Origin of the sequence: Burkholderia sp. Leaf177, from assembly GCF_001424345.1 — a bacterium.
Classification (GTDB): Bacteria; Pseudomonadota; Gammaproteobacteria; order Burkholderiales; family Burkholderiaceae; genus Caballeronia.
Genome location: NZ_LMPF01000002.1, coordinates 79,160 through 102,057, shown reverse-complemented (window position 1 = coordinate 102,057; position 22,898 = coordinate 79,160). Strand labels below are relative to the sequence as shown.

The following is a 22,898-nucleotide window of genomic DNA, read 5'->3' as shown; positions in this document are numbered from 1 at the left end:
TCAACGACCCATGCGGATTGACAGGCGGCTACTGACGCTCGCGTTTGGCGGCCTGTTCTGGCGGACGTTCGCTCTTATCGCGCTGTTGATCGCGGTGAGCATTGCCGCCTGGTTCCAGAGCTTCCGGGTGATCGAACGCGAACCGCGTGCGCAGCGCGTGGCGTTGCAGCTCGTCGCGGTCGTCAAACTCACGCGTACCGCCCTCCTTTATTCCGATCCCGATCTGCGCCGCGCCTTGCTGCAGGATCTCGAGAGCAATGAAGGCGTGCGCGTGTATCCGCGCGAAACCACCGATAAATACCGTCTCCAGCCCGATGAATCGCTGAACCGGTTGATCGAGCGCGATGTGCGCGGCCGCCTTGGCAACGACACGGTTATCGCGCAATCCGTGAATGACATACCAGGCGTGTGGATCAGCTTCAAGATCGACGACGACGATTATTGGGTCGCGCTCGACCGCGATCAGCTCGATACCGTCACCGGCCTTCAGTGGGCCGGCTGGGGCATCTTCGCGCTTGCGCTGTCGCTGTTCGGGGCAGCGTTCATCACCAGTCTCGTCAACCGGCCGTTTGCGCGTCTTGCTCTTGCCGCGCGCAAGGTGGGCTCGGGGCAGTCGCCCGAACCGCTGCCAGAGCGCGGCATGGGTGTCGCCGCCGAAACCAACCGGAGTTTCAACCAGATGGTGCAGGACCTCGAACAGCTCGATGCCGACCGCGCCCTGATGCTCGCCGGCATCTCGCACGACTTGCGCACGCCGCTCGCGCGTCTGCGCCTCGAAACCGAAATGAGCCCGTCCGACGAAGCGACGAAACTCGCGATGGTCGATGACATCGAGCAGATGGACATGATCATCGGGCGTTTTCTCGACTACGCGCGGCCGATGCAGCGCATGGCCGAAGCCGTGGATCTCTCGATGATCGGCGGTGAGATGACCGCGCGCTTCCTGACCGAGGAAGGCGTGGTGATGAAAACCGAGCTTGCGCAAGGTGCGATCATCGAAGGCGATCCTACCGATGTGCGTCGCGTGATCGGCAACCTGCTTGAGAACGCGCGCAAGTATGGCCGCAGTGCCGCCGACGACGTCGCGCGCATCACGCTGCAAACGCGGGTGAACCACGGGCGCGTGGAGTTATCGGTGATGGACGAAGGACGCGGCATTCCTGAAGATCAGGTCGCGTTGGTCACGCGGCCGTTTTATCGCGTTGACACAGCCCGTACGCAGGCCAACGGCACTGGATTGGGCATGGCGATCGTGCAGCGGCTCGTAACGCGCCAGCGTGGCACGCTGCGGCTGCGCAACCGCTCGCCATTTCCGGGCTTTGAAGTCACCATCGACTTCCCGGCGATGGAAAAACGTACGCTGCGTTCCTGATTCGATCCTGATGCGCCTCATAGTTTCAAATACCTATCGAACCATTCGATAAAAGCTATTTGAGGCGTTAGTCAAAATCTATTGATATCATTGCTCAATAGGGCTATAGTGAACTTCGTTCCACGCAGCGCGCTCGCCAGATCATCGGCCGGAGTTGACGCTGCGTCATGCGAGCGTTACAGCGATCAGGTAGTCTTGGTTTTTCTTCCAACGAACACAGGAGTATTCATATGAAGACCGTGGGCGATAAAGTTGAAGCTTTCACCGTTACTGCTGCAAAGCCGGGTTTCAACAATCACGAAGAAAATGGCGTGTCGGCATTCGAAGAAATCACCGAACAGTCGTTTCCTGGCAAGTGGAAGATCCTGTATTTCTACCCGAAGGATTTCACGTTCGTTTGCCCGACGGAAATCGTCGAGTTCGGCAAGCTGAACAGCGACTTCGCTGACCGTGACGCAGTGCTGCTGGGCGGCAGCGTCGACAACGAATTCGTGAAGCTGGCATGGCGCCGCGAGCACAAGGACCTGAGCAAGCTGAACCACTATTCGTTCGGCGATGTAAAGGGCGAATTGATCGACCAGCTCGGCGTGCGCGACAAGGAAGCTGGTGTGGCGTTGCGTGCAACGTTCATCATCGATCCGGACAATGTGATTCAGCACGTTTCGGTGAACAACCTGAACGTCGGACGCAATCCGGAAGAAGTGCTGCGGATTCTCGATGGTCTGCAAACGGACGAACTCTGCCCGTGCAACCGCGCTGTTGGCGGCACGACGCTCTAAGCTGCATTCCAGGCGGCGAGGCCTTCATGCCTTGGCGCCCTAGCCCGCCTGACTGCGAGTAAGCTCGAGCCGGCGGGCTTTTTTATCGGCAGTGGATAGGAGAAATTTATGGAATTCCTCGCATCGATTAAAGAACTGATTCCCGATTACGCAAAAGATATTCGGTTGAATGTCGACGGGACGATTGCGCGGTCATCGCTGGAAGGCAACGACGCCGTCGGCGTGGCGCTCGCCGCCGCCTATGCCGCGAAGGCTACGAAAATCGTGGCGCTGATCCGCGAATCCGGCGTGTTGTCTGCCGAAGAAGCGAATGGCGCGTTAACCGCTGCCGCGTTGATGGGCATGAACAACGTGTGGTATCCGTATCTGGAAATGGCCGATAACGCCGATCTGAAAACGCAGCCGGCCAATCTGCGGATGAACGCCTACGCCACGCACGGCGGCCTGGACAAACGGCGCTTCGAGATGTTTGCGCTGGCGGCATCGATTGTCGGGAAGTGCCATTTCTGCGTGAAGTCGCACTACGAAAATCTGGTCGCCGAAGGAATGAGCACGACGCAATTGCGCGATGTCGGGCGCATTGCCGCGGTGATCGTGGCGGCTCAGCTCGCGATTACGGCTGAAGGGAAATAAATCGAATGAGCGCGCCGGAGGATTTCTCCGGCGCGCATGGCAACATCAACTTCAAGCATCAATTCCCGTACGCATCAAAAGCACGGCGGCTTGCGCTTCAATTCCCTCCTTCCGGCCGAGATATCCCAGCTTTTCATTGGTCTTGGCTTTCACGTTCACGCGACTCAGCGGCAATTCCAGATCCTCCGCAATATTCGCCCGAATCGCCTCAATAAACGGCGCGAGTTTCGGCGCTTGCGCAATGACCGTCGAATCGATATTCATGATCGCGAATCCCGCCTCCGAAACCCTCGAAAATGCCTCGCGCAATAAAACGCGGCTATCGGCGCCTGAAAATTCGGCATCGGTATCGGGGAAATGACGGCCTATATCGCCCATTGCAGCCGCGCCGAACAAGGCATCCGTGATTGCGTGCAGGAGAACGTCGGCGTCGGAATGGCCGAGCAAACCGCGTTCATAAGGAATCGTCACCCCGCCGATAATCAGCGGCCGCCCATCGACCAGTTGGTGAACGTCGTAGCCTTGTCCGATTCTGAAATCCATCGATAAATCCTAGATTGGTAAGCGAATGTGCGAGATTAAATCTATACAGCGCCAAGCATCGCGCTCGCGAGTGCGAAATCTTCGGGATACGTCACCTTGAAGTTGCGCAAACTTCCCTGAATCAAACGCGGCGCGTGGCCGAGCCATTCAATGGCGCTGGCTTCATCGGTGAGATCGTGGCCGTCTTGCTGGGCTCGCGTGATCGCATCGCGCAACATGCCGAGCCGGAACATCTGCGGCGTTTGTGCCTGCCATAAACCGTTGCGCGATTCGGTACGGGCAATGCGCCCTTCGTCGTGCGCCGCGCCTTCGGCCTCGATACGTTTCAACGTATCCGCTACTGGAAGCGCAAGAATTCCACCGACCGGATCGTTTTTCAGCTCGCCCACGAGCTTGCGCACCATCTCGGGCGTGAGGCCGGGCCGGGCGGCGTCATGCACGAGGACCCAGTCGTCTTCACGAGCGCCAAATCCGGCCAGCGCGGCAAGTCCGTTGAACACCGACGCCTGCCGGGTCGCGCCGCCGCAGCGCTGCACGGCAAAACGCAGGCCGGCAAAACGGCGGTCATCGAAGTGATGGTCGTTCGGCGCCAGAACTACGAGCGTCTGGGCAAATTCGGAGCAGGCGTCGAAGGCGGCGAGCGAATATCGCAGCATTGGATGGCGTCCGACGGTCTGATATTGCTTCGGCATGGGTGCGCCGGAACGGCTGCCAGTACCGGCGCACGGGATGAGGGCGAACAGGCGGGAAGTCACGAGTTGAAAACGCCCAAGTCAAAAGTGAAGCCCGGATTTTATAATAGGTCTATCGCGACCATGCCGGTCCCGCATGCACTTTCGCACGCGAACGGTTCCCCGCACACTTTATGCCTTCAAAAGCCGTCAGTTTGCAGTCAACGTCTCCCATCGCACTCGTCAAGGCCGGTCAGCGCTTTGTTTTCGACGGCGCCACCGGTTCCTCGGACGCCCTCGCGCTTGCGCGTTATCATCTCGCGAATCGCGAAAACGTCCCGTTGCTGGTCGTCATGTGCGCAAGCGCAGTGGATTCGCAACGCCTTTCCGTAGAAATCCCGTTCTTCGCGCCGGATGCCCGCGTGCGGCTGCTCCCCGACTGGGAAACATTGCCCTACGACACCTTCTCGCCGCATCAGGATCTGGTTTCGGCGCGTCTCGCGACGCTGCACGATCTGGGTGAAGGCCGCTGCGACATCCTGCTCGTGCCCGCCACCACGGCGTTGTACCGGATGCCGCCAGCGTCGTTTCTGGCCGCGTACACGTTTTCGTTCACGCAGGGCGAACGGCTCAATGAAGCCAAGCTCAAGAGCCAGTTGACGCTCGCCGGTTACGAGCACGTCAGCCAGGTCGTGCGTCCGGGCGAATATTGCGTGCGCGGATCGTTGCTGGATCTGTTTCCAATGGGCTCGCCGTTGCCTTACCGGATCGATTTGTTCGACGATCAGGTCGATTCCATTCGCGCCTTCGACCCCGACACGCAGCGCAGTCTGTATCCGGTGCGCGACGTGCGCCTTCTGCCCGGCCGAGAATTCCCCTTCGATGAACCCGCCCGAACCGCGTTCCGCAGCCGCTGGCGCGAGGTTTTCGAGGGCGACCCGAGCCGTTCGTCGATATACAAGGACATTGGCAATGGCGTGCCGGCGGCGGGTATCGAGTATTACCTGCCTTTGTTTTTCGATGAAACCGCCACGCTTTTCCATTATTTGCCGGAGAACGCGCAGCTGGCGTTCGTCGGCGACATGGACGCGGCCATCAAGCGCTTCACGAACGACACCAAGCAGCGCTACAACTTCTTGTCGCATGATCGCGAACGGCCGCTGCTCGAACCGAAACGCCTGTTTCTCTCCGACGACGATTTCTTTTCCTTAGCCAAGCCGTTCGCGCAGATCAAATTTCCGCCTTCGCCAGAAGGCGGCTGGGCGGTGCCGTTGCCGGGTCTCGCCGTCGACCGGCACGCTGAAGACCCGTTGCTCGCGCTGCGCCACTATCTGGAGCAAACGCCGAATCGCGTGTTGCTCGCCACGGAATCGGCGGGACGGCGCGAGACGATCCAGCAATTGCTCGCCGATAACGGCTTGCGCGGCGCGATCGACGACACGTTCCAGCAATGGCTCACCGGCGACGCCAAGTTTTCATTAGGCGTCGCGCCGCTCGCAAATGGCTTCGTGCTGCCCGGCGAAGGCATCTCGATCGTCACCGAGACGGAGCTTTACGGGCAACTCACCCGCCGCGCCGGACGACGCCGCCAGGAACAGGCAAGCAACGTCGATTCGATGGTGCGCGACCTGTCCGAGCTGAAGATCGGCGATCCCGTGGTGCATACGCAGCACGGGATCGGGCGCTACATGGGTCTCGTTTCGATGGATCTCGGCGAAGGTGAAACCGAGTTCCTCCATCTGCAGTATCAGAACGAGACCAAGCTGTACGTGCCGGTCGCGCAGCTCCACGTGATTTCGCGCTACAGCGGCGCAGACCCGGATACGGCGCCATTGCACACGCTTGGCTCCGGCCAGTGGGACAAGGCGAAGCGCAAGGCCGCGCAGCAGATTCGCGATACCGCCGCCGAATTGCTCAACCTGTACGCGCGCCGGGCGCTGCGCCAGGGTCACGCGTTCCCGCTCGAAGCGCGCGATTACGCGAAGTTCGCGGAGAGTTTCGGTTTCGAGGAGACGCCCGATCAGGCCGCGGCGATTGCGGCTGTTATCGGCGATATGACGAGCGGCAAGCCAATGGATCGCCTGGTCTGCGGCGACGTGGGTTTCGGCAAGACGGAAGTCGCGCTGCGGGCGGCGTTCATCGCGGTGCTTGGCGGCAAACAGGTCGCCATTCTTTCGCCGACGACCCTGCTCGCCGAACAGCACACGAACACCTTCACCGATCGTTTCGCCGACTGGCCCGTGAAGATCGCCGAGTTGTCACGCTTCAAGAGCACCAAGGAAGTGGCGGGATCGATCCAGGCAATCAACGACGGCACCGTCGATATCGTGATCGGCACGCACAAGCTGCTTTCCGGCGACGTGGTGTTCAAGCGGCTGGGACTTGTGATCATCGACGAGGAACATCGCTTTGGCGTACGCCAGAAGGAAGCGTTGAAGGCGCTGCGCGCGGAAGTCGATGTCCTCACGCTCACCGCCACGCCCATTCCCCGCACGCTCGGCATGGCGCTGGAAGGCTTGCGCGACTTCTCGATCATCGCGACCGCGCCGCAAAAACGTCTCGCAATCAAGACCTTCGTGCGGCGCGAGGAAGACGGCGTGATCCGCGAGGCGATGCTGCGCGAACTCAAGCGCGGCGGCCAGGTTTATTTCCTGCACAACGAAGTCGAAACCATCGAGAACCGTCGTTCGATGCTCGAAAAGCTCGTGCCCGAAGCGCGCATTGCGGTCGCGCACGGACAAATGCACGAGCGCGAACTCGAACGCGTGATGCGCGATTTCGTTGGGCAGCGTGCGAACGTTTTGTTATGCACGACGATTATTGAAACCGGGATCGACGTACCGAGCGCCAACACGATCCTCATTCATCGCGCCGATAAATTCGGCCTCGCGCAGTTGCATCAGTTGCGTGGCCGCGTCGGGCGCTCGCATCATCAGGCGTACGCGTATTTGCTCGTGCACGATCCGGCCGCGCTCACCAAGCAGGCGCAGCGCCGGCTGGAAGCGATCCAGCAAATGGAAGAACTCGGTTCCGGCTTCTATCTCGCCATGCACGATCTGGAGATTCGCGGCACGGGCGAAGTGCTTGGCGACAAACAATCGGGCGAGATCCACGAGATCGGCTTCCAGCTTTACACCGACATGCTCAACGACGCCGTGCGCGCGCTGAAGGAAGGCCGCGAGCCGGACCTGAACGCGCCGCTCGCCGCGACGACCGAGATCAACTTGCACGCACCCGCCATCCTTCCCGCCGACTATTGCGGCGACGTGCAAGAGCGTTTGTCGCTGTACAAGCGCATGGCCAATTGCGAATCGAGCGATGCCATCGACTCGATTCTGGAAGAACTCGTCGACCGTTTCGGGAAGCTGCCGCCGCAAGCGCACGCGCTGGTCGAAACGCACAAGCTGCGGCTCGCGGCCAAGCCGCTCGGCATTATCAAAATCGATGCCGCCGAGCACGTGATCTCGCTGCAATTCGTGCCGAATCCGCCTATCGATGCAATGAAGATCATCGAGATGGTGCAAAAGAACAAGCACATCAAGCTCGCGGGGCAGGACAAACTGCGCATTGAAGTGCGTAGCCCGGATCTCGCCGTGCGTATTTCGACGGTCAAGGAAACATTGCGCGCGCTCGGCGCGCCGGTGCGGCAACCGAAACCGGCTGCCGCCATCGCGCCTACGCGTTAGTTTTTTATTGCTTTTCGGTATCATCGAACAGTGAAAATCAAGGAGAGTGTCATGTCGCAGATTGCTGAATCGACGGCTTCCGCCGCCCAAACACCTTCCTCCGAACCGGCTTCGCTGCCGTGGATCAAGAAGCTCGTTTCCTTCGATACCGTCAGCCGCAACCCGAACATGGGCCTGATCGAAACCGTGCGCGACGAACTGCGCGCGGCGGGCGTCGAAAGCACGCTCACCACCGATCCGTCCGGCAAATGGGCGAATCTTTTCGCGACCGTTCCCACGCACGACGGCGTAACGAACGGCGGCATCGTGTTGTCGGGACACACGGACGTGGTGCCGGTCGACGGCCAGAAATGGGACAGCGATCCGTTCAAGCCCGAGGTCCGCGACGGCCTGCTGTATGGTCGCGGGACGTGCGACATGAAGGGGTTCATTGGCGCGGCCCTGACGTTGCTGCCGAAGATGCAGTCGACAAAACTTGCGCGCCCGATTCACTTCGCTCTTTCCTTCGACGAAGAAATCGGCTGCGCCGGCGCGCCGCTGATGATCACGGATTTGCAAAAGCGCGGCTTGAGTCCGGACGGTTGCATTGTCGGCGAGCCGACCAGCATGCGGCCGATCATCGCGCACAAGGGGATCAACGCCTACAACTGCTGCGTGCGCGGCTTCGCGGCGCATTCATCGTTGACGCCGAAGGGGTTGAACGCGATCGAATATGCGGCGCGGCTGATTTGCTACATCCGCGATATCGCCGACGAATTCCGTGCCCAAGGTCCGTTCGACGAACTGTACGACGTGCCCTTCACGACTGCACAGACCAGCACGATCAGCGGCGGCAACGCAATCAACACGGTGCCTGCGGATTGCAACTTTGCGTTCGAATTCCGCAACTTGCCGACGCTCGATCCGGAGCCGATCTATCAGCGCATCGAGAAATACGCGCGTGAAGAATTGCTGCCGAAGATGCAAAAGGAACACGCGAACGCGGCGATCGAGTTCACGAAGATTGCATCGGCGCCGGGGCTGGATGCGTCCGAGCAAGCGGCCATCTCGCAACTCGTGCGCGCGCTCACCGAGAATCAGGAGAAGCGCAAGGTCGCGTATGGCACCGAAGCGGGCTTGTTTCAACTGGCCGGCGTGCCGAGCATCGTGTGCGGGCCGGGGAATATCGAGCAGGCGCACAAGGCGAACGAATATGTATCGCTGGAACAGCTTGCCGCTTGCGAAGCGTTCTTGAGCAAGTTCATTCACAGCATGTCGGTTGAGGCGCAGGTGCGTTGACACGATGAGACCTTCCGCCGCCCTTGATCTGAAACGCGACACTGTGCGCGAAGCGGTTGGCCGTTTTCACGCAGCCAACCCGCGCGTGTTCGGTTCGGTTTTGCATGGCACCGATCTGGATGGCAGCGATCTGGACTTACTGGTCGACGCCCTCCCCGGTGCAACGCTTTTCGACCTGGGCGGCTTGCAAATGGAACTGGAGGAAGTGCTCGGCGTAGCCGTAGACTTGCTCACGCCGGGCGATCTGCCGGTCAGATTTCGCGAGCGAGTGTTAGCAGAAGCGGCGCCGGTATGAGCGAGAAGATCCGGCTTGCCGACTACCTCGGCCATCACAAAAAATAAGCTTCGAAAAGTTCCTCCTCAACGCCGGAATAGAAACACGCATATCGCCATGTCCACCGCCCATCACCCCGACCAGACCATCGACGGCACGCCGATCCCCACGCTCGACGATATCGCCAGCCAGCACATGGCGCTCGCGCCGTGGGTCGCGCGCACGCCGACCTTCGAGCGCCACGATTTCCCCACGCTCGAAGGCACGCCGGTCAACTTCAAGTTCGAGCTGTTGCAGGTCGGCGGCACGTTCAAGACGCGCGGCGCGTTCTCGCATCTGCTGGCGTTATCCGAAAGCGAACGCAATGCGGGCGTGACGTGTGTATCGGCGGGAAATCATGCGGTGGCTGTCGCGTACGCGGCCATGCGTCTCGCGATCGCCGCGAAGGTCGTGATGATCAAGACGGCAAGCCCGGCGCGCGTCGCGCTGTGCCGGCGTTTCGGCGCCGAAGTCGTGATGGCGGAGAACGGCGCGGAAGCGTTCGAGATCGTGCGGAAGATCGAGGCCGAGGAAGGCCGCTATTTCGTGCATCCGTTCAACGGATATCGGACGGTTCTGGGGACGTCCACGCTCGGTTACGAATGGACCTCGCAGGCGCCCGATCTCGACGCGGTGATCCTGCCTGTTGGCGGCGGCGGGCTGGCGGCGGGTGTATCGCTGGCATTCAGGCTCGCGAATCCGTTGATACATGTGTTCGGCGTGGAACCCGAAGGCGCCGATGCAATGGGCCAGAGCTTCGCGGCAAATCACACGGTGAAGATGGGTGCAATGCAGAGCATCGCGGATTCATTGATGGCGCCGCATACTGAGGAATACAGCTACGAGTTGTGCCGGCGGCATATCGACCGCCTCGTGACGGTCTCCGATACCGACCTGCGCCACGCCATGCTGCATCTGTTCAACGAGCTGAAGCTGGCCGTGGAGCCGGCATGCGCCGCAGCGACGGCGGCGCTCCTCGGGCCGTTGCGCGAAACGCTGGAAGGAAAACGCGTCGGCGTACTGCTGTGCGGCACGAACACCGACCCGGCGACGCTGAACAAACATCTTTCAATGGCGGATCAGAACCGCTAAAGGACGTTGGTCAGGCGCTTTCGCTCGTTTCTCTGCATGACGTAGTTGGCGCCAATCACGCCAACTGTCACAAACGCAATAAACAAGGTGGCAAGCGCGTTCATCTCGGGATTCAGTCCGAGCCGGACGCGCGAAAACACGACCAGTGGCAACGTGGTCGATCCCGGACCGGACAAGAACGCGGACAACACGAGGTCATCGATAGAAAGCGTGAACGACAGCAGCCACCCCGCCACCAATGCCTGCGATATCAGCGGCAACGTGATCGAGAAGAATACTCTCAATGGCGTGGCGCCAAGATCGAGCGCCGCTTCTTCAATGGATGGATTCAATTCCCTGACGCGCGATTCCACGATAATCGCTACGTAGGAAATACACAGCATCACGTGTCCAATCCAGATTGTGAATAACCCGCGCCCCGCGGGCCAGCCGAACACCTTCGCCATTTCCACGAACAGCAATAGCAGCGATATGCCTTGAATCACCTCGGGAATCACCAACGGCGCGTTGATCATTCCAGCATAAAGCGTAAATCCGCGAAACCGGCCCATTCGCGCGAGCACATAACCCGCCCACGTCCCAATCACAACCGAAGCACATGCCGTGAACACCGCGATTCGAATCGATAACCACGCAGCGTTGATCAGTTCTTCATCGTGGACCAGCGCGCGATACCACTTGAAGGAAAACTCCGTCCATACCGTGACCAGCTGTGATTCGTTGAACGAATACACGATCAAGCTGATGATCGGAATATAAAGAAACAGAAACCCAATACCGAGAAACGTAAAGCGAAGCGAGCGGCTGGGCTGGATCATGGCTTTTCCTCCAGCTGCTTCGCCTGGTAATACTGGAATACAGCCATTGGCACGAGCAACAGCAGGACCATTGCGCATGTGACGGCGGACGCCATGGGCCAGTCGGCGTTATCGAAGAATTCATTCCACATCACGCGGCCGATCATCAGCGTATCCGCACCGCCGAGCAATTCCGGAATCACGTATTCGCCCACTGCCGGAATGAAAACCAGCAAACATCCGGCAATGATTCCGTTCTTCGAAAGCGGTAATGTGATCTGCAAGAATGCTTTCCAGGGCTTCGCGCCAAGATCGTAAGCGGCTTCGAGCAAAGTCAAATCCATCTTCACCAGATGCGCATAAAGCGGCATGACAAGAAACGGCAAATACGAATACACCATGCCGATATAAACCGCGATATTCGTGTGATACAGCTCAATGGGCGAATGAATGATCCCCGTCCACATCAGGAAGTTATTCAGCAAACCATTGTTCTTGAGAATCCCGATCCACGCATAAACGCGAATCAAAAACGACGTCCAGAATGGCAGCATCACGGCCATCATCAGCAGATTCCGGGTCGCCGGATTCGATCGCGCGATGTAATACGCCATCGGATAACCAATCAGCAAGCACAGCACCGTCGATACCCCCGCGACCAGCAGCGAGTTCATATACGTCGCGAAATACAGGCTGTCGGTCAGGAGAAACGCGTAATGCGAAAAATCGAGCGCGATATTCAGCACGCCCTCTTTCAGCGTCGTCAATTCCGTATAGGGTGGAATGCCGAGGCGTGAATCGGAGAAACTGATTTTGACGACCAGCAGAAACGGCACGAGAAACAGCAGCACGAGCCACAGATACGGCCCGGCAATTACCGCCGTCCGTCCGGAAAGGCCGAACCGTTGCCGGATTGAATGCAGCGCCTTCATGCCGTGAGCACCACGCCGGCCGATGCAGACCAGCGCACATAAACCTCGTCGTCCCAGGTGGGCGATTCGAGTTCGCCGATCGTCAGACTCGACAAGTTCGCCACCACCACCTTGCCGCTGTCGAGCTTCACGTGATACAGCGTGTAGCCGCCCATGTACGCGATGTTCGCAATCGTGCCACGCCCCCAGTTATAGGCGCCTTCGGGCGGCTTGCGCGTCAGCGCGATGCGCTCGGGCCTGACCGAAATGGTCACCGGCATGCCGAGCGGCCCGGTAATACCGTGGTTCACGTACAAACGCGACGGCAAGTCCTTCGACTCCACGAAAACGTGATCGGGTTCGTCCTCGACCACGTTGCCATCGAAAAGATTGGTCGAGCCGATGAACTCCGCCGTGAAGCGGCTATTCGGATATTCGTAGACCTCGTGCGGCGTGCCCGTCTGGATGATCTCGCCCTCGCTCATCACCGCGATCCGGCCGGCCATGGTCATGGCTTCTTCCTGATCGTGCGTGACCATGATGCACGTGACGCCGACTTTATCGAGGATGTTCACGAGCTCGATCTGCGTGCGCTGGCGGATCTGTTTATCGAGCGCGGACATGGGTTCGTCGAGCAACAGCAACTTCGGGCGCTTCACGAGACTGCGGGCGAGCGCCACACGCTGCTGCTGTCCGCCGGACAACTGGTTCGGCTTGCGCTGAGCGTAGCGCGCCATTTGCACGAGTTCGAGCGTCGCATGAACCCGGTCCTTCAATTCCGCGCCACGCACGCCTTCCTGCTTGAGCCCGAACGCAACGTTCGATTCCACCGTCATATGCGGAAAAAGTGCGTAAGACTGGAACATCATGTTCGTCGGTCGCCGATACGGCGGCATGGCCGCAAGATCTTCGCCGTCGATCAATATCTGCCCCGATGTCACCGATTCGAGCCCGGCAAGCATGCGCAGCAACGTGGACTTGCCACAACCGGAACTGCCGAGCAGCGCGAACAACTCACCCTTTTTCACCGACAGATTCACGCCCTTGACGGCGACGGTTTCATCGAACTTCTTGACGACATCGACGATCCGTACGAAGTTGTCTTCGGCCCAATCCGGGCTGCGCATGCCGGGTTCCGGCCGGCGGCCACTGGGAATTCCCGCGCCGCTTTGGCCACCTTGTCCGGCAGGCACCGCGCTCCACTGCTCACTCATGATCTGCTGCCCAACTCCTGCGCATTTGCGCGTTCGTGCTGCCTCGTTCCACTGCGCTTTATTCCATACTGACATTCAATCCAGCGACGAACAAAGCCCCCGGATATCCAGGGGCCTCGCGTGAATCGTATGCCTTGCTGCATTCCAATGCTTATCGGCCGGATTTAAGCTCCGTCCACAACCGCGTCTGCAAACGCTGGATTTCCGGCGGCAAAGGCTTGAGCAAGAACAACGTCTTGATCACGTCCTGCGGCGGATAGACAGCCGGATCTTCAGCCACGTCCTTCGATACGAATTTGCGCGCTTCCTTGTTCGCGCTCGGGTAATACACTTCGTTGGTAATCGCGGCGTGAACCTGCGGCGTCTCGATGTAATTGATCCATTCGAGCGCGGCTTCCTTGTTCTTTGCGTCCTTCGGAATCGCCATCACGTCGAACCAGACCGGCGCGCCGCCCTTCGGAATGTAGTACTCGATCTTGAACGCCTTCTTCGCGTCGACCGCCCGGTGCTTGGCGATCACCACGTCGCCGGACCAGCCGTAGGTAAAGCAGATGTCGCCGCCCACCAGGTCGTTGATATAACCCGATGAGTTGAATTGCGTGATGTACGGGCGAATTTTTTTGAGCATGGCGAGCGCGGCGCGATAGTCGGCCGGATTCGTGCTCATCGGATCCTTGCCGATGTAATGCAGCGCTGCCGCGAACATCTGGTCGGGCGCATCGAGCACCGACACGCCGCACGCCTTCAGTTTCGAGATGTTTTCCGGCTTGAACAGGATGTCCCAGTTATCGAGCGGAACATTCTTGCCGAGGATCTGCTGGACCTTGGTCACGTTGTAGCCAAGACCTGTCGTGCCGTACGCCCAGGGCACGGTGTACTGGTTGCCCGGATCGGCGCCGGCGACCAGTGCCATCAGATCGGGATCGAGATATTTCAGGTTGGGGAGCTTGGATTTATCGAGCGGAGAAAAAATGCCGGCGGCGATCTGCTTGCCTGCGTAATTGCTGGTCGGAACCACGATGTCATAGCCCGAATTGCCGGTGAGCAGTTTGGCCTGAAGCGTGTCGTCGCTGTCGTAGTTGTCGTACTTGACCTTCACGCCCGACTGTTTTTCGAAGTTCGGGATGGTGTCCTTGGCAATATAGTCCGACCAGTTGTAGACGTTGAGCTGCGTGTCTTTCGCCAACGCCTCTACGGGCGCCGTCAAGGCCATTGCACCAGCTGTCGCCAGCGTGGTTATTGCAAGCGCCGCTGCGCTTCTGCGCCTTGACAACTGGTCCGCCAATTTTTTTGCCATATCAGTTTCTCCGTCCTTTCGACTTGCCGACCATTGACCACCCTCGCCTCGATGAACCCTTTTCCTGCGCGCTGCGTGCTCAAACGAGACTCTGCAAAAAAACGAAAACTATCACCAAAACGTGTTGCACCAAAAAACAATTGGGAGGAATTGTCGCGCAAAGTTCACAGGCGCGGCATCACGATCGGCAAGCACTGGCGCTGGTCGATGCGTTGTGGCTGGAGTCCGCGTCGCCATGCACGAATTCCGTAAAGACCACAATGCCGCCATTGAATCTGAAAGCATCTTTTCTTGCGTAATGTCATTATTCGGAGGCTTTTCCGCTGTTATCGGATTGAAGGGCTTTTTTGTCGCGCCATCAGGGGTCTGTTTGAAGCGGAACGATGGTTGCTGATTAACTCATAGCGGCGTATGCCCATCACGACGTCATAAGCCGGAATACCGCAAGCGCAGGACTCGCCATTTTTCCATCCGCTTCACTTTCCCGTACCGGAAAGAGGCCTCAGAACTGCATGAACACGAATTCGTCCGCTCTCGACCAGACCGGCTCCGCGGACCATCCGCCGACTGAAACCACGCCCGAAGTCGATCATCGCGGCGGACCGCCCGACGGCTCCCCTCGCGTTCGCGGACGATGGTTTTCGTTTATTGGCGCGGGCGCGCTCGTCGCGGTCGGCTATATGGACCCGGGAAACTGGGCGACAGCGCTTGGAAGCGGCGCGAAGTACGGCTATCAATTGTTGAGCGTGGTGCTGGCCGCAAGCCTGATGGGATTGCTGCTGCAATGGGTGGCATCGAAAGTAGGCGTCGTGACCGGACGCGACCTGGCCCAATTGTGCCGCGCGCGCTATAGCCGCCGCACCACGGTCTTTCTCTGGATCACCTGCGAGATCGCGATCATTGCGTGCGATGTCGCCGAAGTCGTCGGCAGCGCCGTGGCTTTGCAACTGTTGCTGGGGGTATCGCTGACGGTCGGCGTACTGATGTCCGCCGTCGGCACCTTCGCCATGCTCGCGCTGCAAAGCCGCGGACAACGCCCGTTGCAGATCGTCATCACGACGCTGATTTTTTTCGTCGGCTTTTGCTTCGTGGTCGAACTGGCGCTTGCGAATCCTTCGTGGCGTGGCGCTCTGGCCGGTCTCGCGCCGCCCGCCGCGCTCTTGCGCGATGCCGGCATGATCTGGCTCGCGGCGGGTATCCTCGGCGCAACCGTGATGCCGCACAACCTCTATTTGCACTCGGCGCTCGTCAAGGATCACGCGAAAAACGGTGACGACGAAGCCATCTCCGACGCCATGAAAGGCGTGAACATCGATACGTTTGCGTCCCTCGGCCTGGCTTTCACGGTGAACGCGTCGTTGTTGATCGTGGCCGCAGCGGTTTTTCACGCAAGCGGCCATTACGACGTAAGCGATCTCGCCGATGCACACCGCCTGATCGCCCCGCTCGTCGGCAGTCAATGGGCGAGCATCATCTTTGCAGCGGCGCTATTGGCGTGCGGCCTGAACGCGACCGTCACCGGCACACTCGCGGGCCAGGCGGTGATGGAAGGATTCCTGCAACTGAAAATCGCGCGCTGGGCGCGGGCGCTTTTGACCCGCACGCTTGCAATAGGACCGGCGCTGCTGGCGGTTGGCGCATTCGGCGAACACGGTTCCAATCAGCTGCTTGTCGCGAGCCAGGTCGTGCTGAGCCTGCAACTGCCGCTCGCGGTCATTCCGCTCGTGCGCTTCGCCTCCGATGCCGGCCTCATGGGCCGATGGCGCGTCAGACGCATTCCGCTTGGGCTTGCGTGGATGTGCGCCGGAATCATCGTGGTGTTGAACGTCGCTTTGTTGTGGCAGTTGGTGACGGATGTTTGAACGTTGAGGCCTTAAGTCTCCGCGACTAACGTCTCACGATCGGGCAATATTTCCGCCCGGGACCACTTCTTGCTCTAATTCGCCGTTTTGCAGCGCATTGCGAGCTAGACCTTCATCGCGTCTACAATTCTGCGTTTCACGAAACATCGCCGGTAACTAAAAAGCCCGGCGATGCGTGCGCGCAGCGGCGTTCTGCGGATGTGAGCCGCGCTAAAGACGGCAAGGAGAAGCACTGAGTCGTCCCTTGCCGCATCGGCGCGCCCGATGCCAATCAACGCAACAAGGACGATCGTTTCATGGCCCGAGGCCCATCGCAGTTCATCAACCGTTTAGCCCAGCGCGATATTTCCGGCGCTTTCCGTTGCACCCCGTTTGTTGCCGCCTTCAGCGCAGGCCTCTGCTGGGCGGCGACGGCGCAAGCAACTGTGTCGGTGCTGCAACCCGTTCGGGAAGCCGCAGCTCAACAGCCGCTGGAACTCACGTTGCTTTACAGCGATGACGACAAGAAGTCGCTCACCGTCGATGTCCCGCGCAACCTGACCGTCACGCTGACAAACGGCGACTTGCCGCCCAAGCCGCTCGCGCTTGCACGCGAAGCCAACGTGCCCGACAAACTCACCTTGCGCCCCGGGCAATATCGAAAAGTCCGTTATTCGGCGCCCTGGCCGGAAACGGCTCGCGGCACGGTGAAAGTGGATCCGGTAGGTTTCGATTCATCGCCGATGCTGATCGTGCTGAATCGCGGGGACAATCAGGCTCAGGTCGTTGCCGCCGAAACCGCCGAGACTCAGGCGAAAACGCCGCAGCAATTGGCAAGTGCCGAAGCAGCGGCCAATACGTCGGCTGTTCCGACGCCGACCAGCGACCGCATGCTGAGCGGCCGTTTATCGACGTTCGAGCCCATGTATTTCGCCGATGGCCAGAACGGCGACAACCTCGCCAAGTTCCAGTTCAGCTTCAAATACCGGTTGATGCTGCCCGATGATCCGCGCTCGCGCAGCTTCCTCGACAACCTGTATCTTGCATACACGCAGACATCGATCTGGGACTTGTCCGCCGAATCCGCGCCGTTCCGCGACACCAGCTATCAACCGCAATTGTTCTATTACGTGCAGGACACGGGCTGGAAGAGTTCGCTCTGGTCGCGCATGGGCGTGACGGCGGGCATCGGGCATGAATCGAACGGCAAGAGCGGCGCCGACTCGCGCGCGATCAACATTGCGTTCGTACGTCCGACCTGGGATTTCGGCGATGTCAATTCGAACCACCTGACCATATCGCCGAAGATTTACTACTACATCACGAAGAGCGGCAACGAGGACATCCAGGACTATCGCGGATACGTGGATTTGCTCGTGAAATACGGCAGCCCGGAAAGCTGGCAGCTCGCTGCGACCTTGCGCAAAGGGACCAAGGCGAAATACGGCAGCGTCAATGCCCAGTTCACCTACCCGCTCGCCAAACTCATCAACAGCGCCTGGGGCGGTTATCTTTGGGTGGGATATTTCAACGGTTACGGCGAGGACATTCTCGACTACAACCAGCGGCAACATTGGATCGCGCGGATCGGTTACAGCATTGCGCGGTAAAATCGGATTCACTTTTCGCGCGGACGCTGCCGTTTGACACAGACAGCGTTTGCTTTACAGGCGTCTTATGGCATCGAATCTTCACGATCTACCCGACAGCCCATGTATTGGCGTGTGCTCGACTCTCTTCGACGACGTCTGCAAGGGTTGCGGCCGCACCGCGTTCGAAGTCTCGAATTGGGTATTTCTGAGCGACGACGAAAAGCGCGTCATTTGGGAGCGCATCAACCGCGAAGCCTCGGCGATGCGTTTCACACGCGATAAAGTTTGATTCGGGTCCGTATAGAACGTCTTCAGGAAGGTTGCGCGGCAGGGCGAATGTCCGCGACCAGCAAGTCGAGCAATTCGCGCACGGTGCGAATCGCCGATCCGAATGGAAGCGCCTCGCGTCCGCGAAAGAATAATCCGGTTTGACGATCGCCGCGAAGAGCTGCGGACAGACGGGCATCGATGCAAAAATGCCCAAATTTCTCGATACCGTCCCGCCAGCCGCAGGCAACAAGGCAATTTAAGCCGGTCTCGCATTCCTGCATTTTCGTGCCGATTTTCTCGCGGATCTTAGTTTCCTGACGCATGTATTTCACGAGCCACGGCGTTTTTACGGCGCGCGCCGGCAAACCGGTCACGCTCACGAATTCCGCGATGTCGTCAGGTTTTGCATCCGCGAGAATGCGCTTGAATTCCGGATGCGCATCACCTTCTTCAGTCACCGCGAACGCCGTTCCAAGTTGCACGCCGGACGCGCCGGCAGCAAGCCAATGCCGAACGGCAGCGTGACTGTCGATTCCTCCTGCCACGATCAATGGGATCTGCGTACGGCTGAGACCGAGTGCATCGAAGGTGAGCATAGTTTCATCGATCACGCGCGCGAACTCAAAACGCTCATTCGGGATATCCGCCAGGCTCGCCACGCCTAGATGGCCGCCCGCGTGCGCCGGATGTTCGATCACGATGGCATCGGGCAGACGATTCTTCTTCATCCACTTTTTCAGCACCAGCGCAATACCGCGGCTATCCGAAAGAATGGGGATCAGCGCGATATCGACGCCTTGCGTCATGTCCGGCAAATCAAGCGGCAGACCTGCCCCCATGACAATGGCGTCCGCACCGCTATCACACGCCGTTTTCACCGCCGTCGCGTAGGACGCGACCGCACGCATCACGTTCACGGCAATCATGCCGCGGCCTTCGCTGAGTTGCTTGGCTGCGATGATTTCCCGGCGAAGTGCGGTCTGATTCGCGGCTTCCAGCGTTGCCACTACGGGATCCTGCCGGCATTGCTCCATCAGATCGGGATGATGGTGACGCAGGTCGATGCTCGCAATCGTGCCCATTGCACCCTCTCTCGCAACCGAACCTGCCAGCCGATGCGCGGATACGCCCACGCCCATGCCTCCCTGCACAACAGGAAGCAAGGTGCGGCCGCGAATGGTCAAGGGGGAAAGAGGCGTCATGTAAGGGTTAACTCCTGCGTCAAAGTTTTGAGCTTGCAGGAGGTTAGACAAACGCACTTTGCGATTTATCAACCTAGTTCGACTATGCGGTGTTTCCTTTGAGTGAACGTGTTTGCGGTTTGTTTTGTTGCAGGTTTTTGGGTTTGCTTTCCCTATACGCAAAGAGCCCGCTTCGTTACGAAACGGGCTCTTTGCAGTCCAGGATAGTCAACTACGAATTACTGAATGCCCTGGCTCGCCAGCTACTCTTCGTACGTGCCGCCAAAGTCACGAATCGTTCCGTCGTTTTTCACTTCGATCACGCGGTTCGCCAATCCATTCACAAACTCGCGGTCGTGCGACACGAAGATCAGCGTGCCTTCGTACTTTTCCAGCGCAATCTGCAAGGACTCGATTGATTCCATGTCCATGTGGTTGGTCGGCTCATCCATCAACAAGACGTTCGGACGGCCGAGCATCAGCTTGCCCCAGATCATGCGGCCTTTTTCGCCACCCGAGAGCACCTTCACGGACTTTTTAATATCGTCGGCATTGAACAGGAGACGGCCTAAAGTGCCGCGGACCATCTGGTCGTCATCACCGTCCTGACGATACTGATCCACCCAGTCGGTCAGCGTCTCGTCCTTTGGAAACTCTTCGTACGTGTCCTGCGGCATGTAGCCAACCAGCGCGTTTTCCGCCCACTTGACCGTGCCGCCGTCCAGCTCGATTGCACCCTTCAGCGCGCGTAGCAGCGTGGTCTTGCCCGCACCGTTCTCGCCGATGATCGCAATCCGTTCGCCCGGCTGCACGCTCAGGTTGAAGTGATTAAAGATGGTTCGGTCATATTTCTTGGTGATGCCGTCGGCCACGACCGCGATGTTGTGCAGCTTCTTCTCGAACTCAAAACGAATAAACGGGTTTTGACGTGACGAAGGCTTGAACTCCTCGATCTTGATCTTCTCGATCTGCTTTGCACGGCTGGTCGCCTGGCGCGCCTTCGATTTGTTCGCCGAGAAGCGGCGCACGAAATCCTGCAAATCGGCCACGCGATCCTTCGCCTTCTGATTCGCGCTCGCCTGGCGTTCGCGCGCCTGGGCCGAAGCCAGCATGTAGTCGTCGTAATTACCCGGATACACCTTGAGCGTGCCGTAATCCATGTCTGCCATGTGCGTGCAGACCTGGTTCAAGAAGTGCCGATCGTGGGAAATGATCACCATGGTGGAGTTGTACTGATTCAGTACGTCTTCCAGCCAGCGGATGGACGTGATGTCCAGATTGTTGGTCGGTTCGTCGAGCAGCAACACGTCCGGCTTCGAAAACAGGGCCTGGGCCAGCAGCACGCGCAGCTTCCAGCCCGGCGCGACATTGCTCATCGGTCCCGTATGATCTTCGATCGCAATACCGATTCCCAGCAACAGTTCGCCAGCACGCGCCTCAGCCGTGTAGCCGTCGTATTCCGCGAACTTCGCTTCGAGTTCGGCGGCGTGCATGTAGTCGTCGTCGGTCGCGTCCGGGTTCGCGTAAATGGCGTCGCGCTCGGACATGGCTTTCCACATCTCGGTGTGGCCCATCATCACCACGTCGATCACGCGCATGTCTTCATATGCGAACTGATCCTGGCGCAATTTGCCCAAACGAACGTTCGGCTCGAGCATTACGGTGCCCGAACTTGGTTCCAGGTCGCCGCCCAGGATTTTCATCAACGTGGATTTGCCGCAGCCGTTCGCCCCAATCAGGCCGTAGCGATTTCCTTCCCCGAACTTGACCGAAATGTTCTCGAAGAGGGGCTTCGGCCCGAATTGCATGGTGATATTGGCAGTAGACAGCACAGCGCGTCCTTTTGAATGGTGTACGGCGAAAAACCTGCAATTTTAGCAGTTTTTGCGACGATTTGCGGCGTTGCAGCGCAAACGCCCGATAGTCGGGCAGCGCAGCGTTCTTCAGAATGCCCCGCCGCCGCCATTCCCGAGCCTATACGCGCTCAGCGATGTACGCCTTCACCACGCCCGCGTCAGCGCTGACGATATCGAACTTCTGTGGCAATTCTTCCATGCCAATAAAAGCTGCCGGACGTTCCGGCTCGCGCTGCAAGGCCTCCCGGATGGTTTCGCCGAATTTGATTGGTTGCGCGGTTTCCAGCACGATCATCGGAATACCCGGCTTCAGGTGTTCGCGCGCCACCTTCAGGCCGTCGGCCGTGTGGGTGTCGATCATGGTGTTGTATTGGTTGAACGCGTCGCGGATGGTTTCCACACGATCCGCATGGCTGCTGCGTCCCGACACAAAACCAAACTCCTTCACACGCGCGAAATCGCCGCTGGCGGCAAGATCGAAACCGCCCTTTTCCTCGACATCGTGGAAAAGTTGCAACACGCGAGCCGGGTCGCGCCCGAGCAGATCGAACACGAAACGCTCGAAATTCGATGCCTTCGAGATATCCATGCTCGGACTCGTCGTGTGATACGTCTCGGCGGCGGTACGCACACGATAAACACCGGTGCGGAAAAATTCGTCGAGCACGTCGTTTTCGTTCGTGGCGACGACGAGTTGCTCGATCGGCAAGCCCATCATTCGCGCAATGTGCCCCGCGCAGACATTGCCGAAATTACCCGAAGGCACCGTGAACGACACACGTTCGGCGTTCGATTTCGTTGCGGCGAAATAGCCTTTGAAGTAATAGACGACTTGCGCAACCACGCGTGCCCAGTTGATCGAATTGACCGTGCCGATCTTGTTGGCGGCCTTGAACGCGTGATCATTCGATACAGCCTTGACGATGTCCTGGCAATTATCGAAGTTGCCGGCCACCGCCAGGTTGTAAATGTTCGGGTCCTGCAGCGAGAACATCTGCGCCGTCTGGAACGCGCTCATTTTCTGATGCGGCGAAAGCATGAACACACGCACGCCCTGTTTGCCGCGCATTGCGTATTCTGCCGCGCTGCCGGTGTCGCCGGAAGTCGCGCCGAGAATGTTGAGCGTCTCGCCATGCTGGGCCAACGTGTACTCGAACAGATTGCCGAGCAGCTGCATGGCCATGTCCTTGAACGCGAGCGTTGGCCCGTTGGACAACTCCAGCAGTGACAGCGTCGTGCCGTTCTCCACGCCAAGCGTCTTGATCGGCGTGATCTGCGAAGCGCTTTCGTGATCGCGAACGTTGCTGTATGTGGCCGCCGTGTAGGTGCGGCGTGTGAGCGAACGCAGGTCTTCCTCGGGGATATCGTCGCTGAATTTGCGCAGGATCTCGTAAGCAAGATCGGCGTAGGACAGTAAGCGCCACGCGTCCAGTTCCTGCGCTGTCACGCGCGGATATTCCGCGGGCAAATAAAGGCCGCCGTCTTTGGCGAGGCCGCCTAGAAGGATGTCTGAGAAAGTGTGGCGCTCGCCTATGCCGGCGCCCCGTGTCGAGATGTAGTTCATTTTGGTGC

General features: G+C 59.1%; 19 protein-coding genes. 10 read left to right on the top strand and 9 right to left on the bottom strand.

Going from position 1 to position 22,898, the window contains the following annotated elements:
* The first annotated feature begins 10 nt into the window (after positions 1–10).
* The 3 genes from ASG35_RS04245 (at position 11) to ASG35_RS04235 (ending at position 2,784) form a co-directional block, all read left to right on the top strand.
* Positions 11–1,372, top strand: a complete 1,362-nt coding sequence (locus ASG35_RS04245) for an ATP-binding protein (RefSeq protein ID WP_056353155.1) — start codon at positions 11–13, stop codon at positions 1,370–1,372.
* Between the two features lie 230 nt (positions 1,373–1,602).
* On the top strand, positions 1,603–2,151 hold the full coding sequence (locus ASG35_RS04240) for a peroxiredoxin (protein ID WP_056353153.1): 549 nt from the start codon (positions 1,603–1,605) through the stop codon (positions 2,149–2,151).
* A 108-nt stretch (positions 2,152–2,259) separates the two neighbouring features.
* Positions 2,260–2,784: a carboxymuconolactone decarboxylase family protein gene (locus ASG35_RS04235; RefSeq protein WP_056353151.1), complete on the top strand. Its 525-nt coding sequence runs from the start codon at positions 2,260–2,262 to the stop codon at positions 2,782–2,784.
* A 51-nt stretch (positions 2,785–2,835) separates the two neighbouring features.
* On the opposite strand, the gene ispF is transcribed toward ASG35_RS04235, so the two are convergent.
* On the bottom strand, positions 2,836–3,327 hold the full coding sequence (gene ispF, locus ASG35_RS04230; RefSeq protein WP_056353149.1) for a 2-C-methyl-D-erythritol 2,4-cyclodiphosphate synthase: 492 nt from the start codon (positions 3,325–3,327) through the stop codon (positions 2,836–2,838).
* Between the two features lie 41 nt (positions 3,328–3,368).
* Positions 3,369–4,082 carry a 2-C-methyl-D-erythritol 4-phosphate cytidylyltransferase gene (ispD, locus tag ASG35_RS04225; protein WP_056353147.1) on the bottom strand — a complete coding sequence of 238 codons (714 nt, stop codon included), beginning with the start codon at positions 4,080–4,082 and terminating at the stop codon, positions 3,369–3,371.
* 110 nt (positions 4,083–4,192) lie between these two features.
* On the opposite strand from ispD, the gene mfd reads away from it, so the two are divergent.
* From mfd to ASG35_RS04205, 4 genes are all read left to right on the top strand, one after another.
* A complete protein-coding gene (mfd, locus tag ASG35_RS04220) occupies positions 4,193–7,684 on the top strand; it encodes a transcription-repair coupling factor (RefSeq protein WP_056353145.1) in 3,492 nt (1,163 codons plus the stop codon).
* Positions 7,685–7,735: 51 nt separating this feature from the next.
* Positions 7,736–8,962 (top strand): acetylornithine deacetylase, encoded by a 1,227-nt coding sequence (gene argE, locus ASG35_RS04215; protein WP_056353143.1) that lies wholly within the window; start codon positions 7,736–7,738, stop codon positions 8,960–8,962.
* Between the two features lie 4 nt (positions 8,963–8,966).
* On the top strand, positions 8,967–9,257 hold the full coding sequence (locus ASG35_RS04210; protein WP_056353142.1) for a nucleotidyltransferase family protein: 291 nt from the start codon (positions 8,967–8,969) through the stop codon (positions 9,255–9,257).
* Between the two features lie 96 nt (positions 9,258–9,353).
* Positions 9,354–10,367 (top strand): threonine/serine dehydratase, encoded by a 1,014-nt coding sequence (locus ASG35_RS04205; RefSeq protein ID WP_442854804.1) that lies wholly within the window; start codon positions 9,354–9,356, stop codon positions 10,365–10,367.
* Here the strand turns inward: ASG35_RS04205 and ASG35_RS04200 are convergent.
* From ASG35_RS04200 to ASG35_RS04185, 4 genes are all read right to left on the bottom strand, one after another.
* Positions 10,364–11,185 (bottom strand): ABC transporter permease subunit, encoded by an 822-nt coding sequence (locus ASG35_RS04200; RefSeq protein WP_442854803.1) that lies wholly within the window; start codon positions 11,183–11,185, stop codon positions 10,364–10,366. The genes ASG35_RS04205 and ASG35_RS04200 overlap by 4 nt on opposite strands.
* The gene (locus ASG35_RS04195; RefSeq protein WP_056353139.1) at positions 11,182–12,096 is read right to left on the bottom strand and encodes an ABC transporter permease subunit; all 915 of its coding nucleotides are present in this window, start codon (positions 12,094–12,096) and stop codon (positions 11,182–11,184) included. Before ASG35_RS04195 ends, ASG35_RS04200 begins: the two co-directional genes overlap by 4 nt.
* Positions 12,093–13,202 carry an ABC transporter ATP-binding protein gene (locus tag ASG35_RS04190; RefSeq protein WP_056353736.1) on the bottom strand — a complete coding sequence of 370 codons (1,110 nt, stop codon included), beginning with the start codon at positions 13,200–13,202 and terminating at the stop codon, positions 12,093–12,095. Before ASG35_RS04190 ends, ASG35_RS04195 begins: the two co-directional genes overlap by 4 nt.
* Positions 13,203–13,440: 238 nt before the next feature.
* The gene (locus ASG35_RS04185) at positions 13,441–14,502 is read right to left on the bottom strand and encodes a polyamine ABC transporter substrate-binding protein (RefSeq protein ID WP_056353137.1); all 1,062 of its coding nucleotides are present in this window, start codon (positions 14,500–14,502) and stop codon (positions 13,441–13,443) included.
* A 596-nt stretch (positions 14,503–15,098) separates the two neighbouring features.
* Between ASG35_RS04185 and ASG35_RS04175 the strand changes: the two genes are divergently transcribed.
* From ASG35_RS04175 to ASG35_RS04165, 3 genes are all read left to right on the top strand, one after another.
* Positions 15,099–16,448 carry an Nramp family divalent metal transporter gene (locus ASG35_RS04175; RefSeq protein WP_056353135.1) on the top strand — a complete coding sequence of 450 codons (1,350 nt, stop codon included), beginning with the start codon at positions 15,099–15,101 and terminating at the stop codon, positions 16,446–16,448.
* Positions 16,449–16,744: 296 nt separating this feature from the next.
* The gene (locus ASG35_RS04170; protein WP_082508226.1) at positions 16,745–18,037 is read left to right on the top strand and encodes a phospholipase A; all 1,293 of its coding nucleotides are present in this window, start codon (positions 16,745–16,747) and stop codon (positions 18,035–18,037) included.
* 67 nt (positions 18,038–18,104) lie between these two features.
* Entirely contained in the window at positions 18,105–18,308 is a 204-nt protein-coding gene (locus ASG35_RS04165) for a DUF1289 domain-containing protein (RefSeq protein WP_056353133.1), read from the top strand.
* Positions 18,309–18,330: 22 nt separating this feature from the next.
* Here ASG35_RS04165 and ASG35_RS04160 read toward each other — a convergent pair whose 3' ends face one another.
* The 3 genes from ASG35_RS04160 to thrC all read right to left on the bottom strand — a co-directional run bounded on the left by ASG35_RS04160 (position 18,331) and on the right by thrC (position 22,890).
* Positions 18,331–19,491, bottom strand: coding sequence for an NAD(P)H-dependent flavin oxidoreductase (locus ASG35_RS04160; protein ID WP_056353131.1), 1,161 nt, complete (start codon positions 19,489–19,491; stop codon positions 18,331–18,333).
* Positions 19,492–19,733: 242 nt separating this feature from the next.
* Positions 19,734–21,302: an ABC-F family ATPase gene (locus ASG35_RS04155; protein ID WP_056353129.1), complete on the bottom strand. Its 1,569-nt coding sequence runs from the start codon at positions 21,300–21,302 to the stop codon at positions 19,734–19,736.
* A 142-nt stretch (positions 21,303–21,444) separates the two neighbouring features.
* Positions 21,445–22,890, bottom strand: a complete 1,446-nt coding sequence (gene thrC / locus ASG35_RS04150) for a threonine synthase (RefSeq protein ID WP_056353127.1) — start codon at positions 22,888–22,890, stop codon at positions 21,445–21,447.
* Positions 22,891–22,898: the final 8 nt, after the last annotated feature.

Excerpts from the sequence above, each read along its gene's own strand:
- ASG35_RS04245 (WP_056353155.1), top strand. The coding sequence starts at position 11 with ATGCGGATTGACAGGCGGCTACTGACGCTCGCGTTTGGCGGCCTGTTC.
- ASG35_RS04240 (WP_056353153.1), top strand. The coding sequence starts at position 1,603 with ATGAAGACCGTGGGCGATAAAGTTGAAGCTTTCACCGTTACTGCTGCA.
- ASG35_RS04235 (WP_056353151.1), top strand. The coding sequence starts at position 2,260 with ATGGAATTCCTCGCATCGATTAAAGAACTGATTCCCGATTACGCAAAA.
- ispF (WP_056353149.1), bottom strand. The coding sequence starts at position 3,327 with ATGGATTTCAGAATCGGACAAGGCTACGACGTTCACCAACTGGTCGAT.
- mfd (WP_056353145.1), top strand. The coding sequence starts at position 4,193 with ATGCCTTCAAAAGCCGTCAGTTTGCAGTCAACGTCTCCCATCGCACTC.
- argE (WP_056353143.1), top strand. The coding sequence starts at position 7,736 with ATGTCGCAGATTGCTGAATCGACGGCTTCCGCCGCCCAAACACCTTCC.
- ASG35_RS04210 (WP_056353142.1), top strand. The coding sequence starts at position 8,967 with ATGAGACCTTCCGCCGCCCTTGATCTGAAACGCGACACTGTGCGCGAA.
- ASG35_RS04205 (WP_442854804.1), top strand. The coding sequence starts at position 9,354 with ATGTCCACCGCCCATCACCCCGACCAGACCATCGACGGCACGCCGATC.
- ASG35_RS04200 (WP_442854803.1), bottom strand. The coding sequence starts at position 11,185 with ATGATCCAGCCCAGCCGCTCGCTTCGCTTTACGTTTCTCGGTATTGGG.
- ASG35_RS04195 (WP_056353139.1), bottom strand. The coding sequence starts at position 12,096 with ATGAAGGCGCTGCATTCAATCCGGCAACGGTTCGGCCTTTCCGGACGG.
- ASG35_RS04190 (WP_056353736.1), bottom strand. The coding sequence starts at position 13,202 with ATGCGCAGCCCGGATTGGGCCGAAGACAACTTCGTACGGATCGTCGAT.
- ASG35_RS04185 (WP_056353137.1), bottom strand. The coding sequence starts at position 14,502 with ATGGCCTTGACGGCGCCCGTAGAGGCGTTGGCGAAAGACACGCAGCTC.
- ASG35_RS04175 (WP_056353135.1), top strand. The coding sequence starts at position 15,099 with ATGAACACGAATTCGTCCGCTCTCGACCAGACCGGCTCCGCGGACCAT.
- ASG35_RS04170 (WP_082508226.1), top strand. The coding sequence starts at position 16,745 with ATGGCCCGAGGCCCATCGCAGTTCATCAACCGTTTAGCCCAGCGCGAT.
- ASG35_RS04165 (WP_056353133.1), top strand. The coding sequence starts at position 18,105 with ATGGCATCGAATCTTCACGATCTACCCGACAGCCCATGTATTGGCGTG.
- ASG35_RS04160 (WP_056353131.1), bottom strand. The coding sequence starts at position 19,491 with ATGACGCCTCTTTCCCCCTTGACCATTCGCGGCCGCACCTTGCTTCCT.
- thrC (WP_056353127.1), bottom strand. The coding sequence starts at position 22,890 with ATGAACTACATCTCGACACGGGGCGCCGGCATAGGCGAGCGCCACACT.